1 protein-coding gene is annotated in these 305 nt (G+C 40.7%); it reads right to left on the bottom strand.

Annotated elements, in window-relative coordinates; translation table 11 throughout:
• Positions 1-205 (bottom strand): helix-turn-helix domain-containing protein (locus FD44_RS10465; RefSeq protein WP_191979366.1); only part of this gene is annotated, 205 nt, incomplete at its 3' end.
• Between the last annotated feature and the right edge of the window lie 100 nt (positions 206-305).

Below are 305 nucleotides of genomic sequence, written 5' to 3'. Positions count from 1 at the left end.
CTTTTTTAACTTGGTCGATCTCACCACGGCGTAGTTCATTACTGATTGTTTGATGACAAACGCCGATAACTCTAGCAATTGCGCGGTTAGAGTATCCTTGGCTGTGTAGCGTGGCGATTCTGCCGCGCTCAAATGAAGTTAGGTGGTGACCTTTTTCTCGGACTGTGGTATTCTGTTCTTGCATCAAGACAATAACCTCTTTCATTTTTGTGTTGGAACATCAATGATAACAGAGATTTGTCTTGGTGTTTTTTATTTTTTCAATTAGCTGGATCTAATTGGCTAACTTGATTATAAAACGCGCG

The organism is Secundilactobacillus malefermentans DSM 5705 = KCTC 3548 (assembly GCF_001436395.1).
GTDB lineage: Bacteria > Bacillota > Bacilli > Lactobacillales > Lactobacillaceae > Secundilactobacillus > Secundilactobacillus malefermentans.
This window is presented reverse-complemented; position numbering and strand designations above follow the sequence as displayed.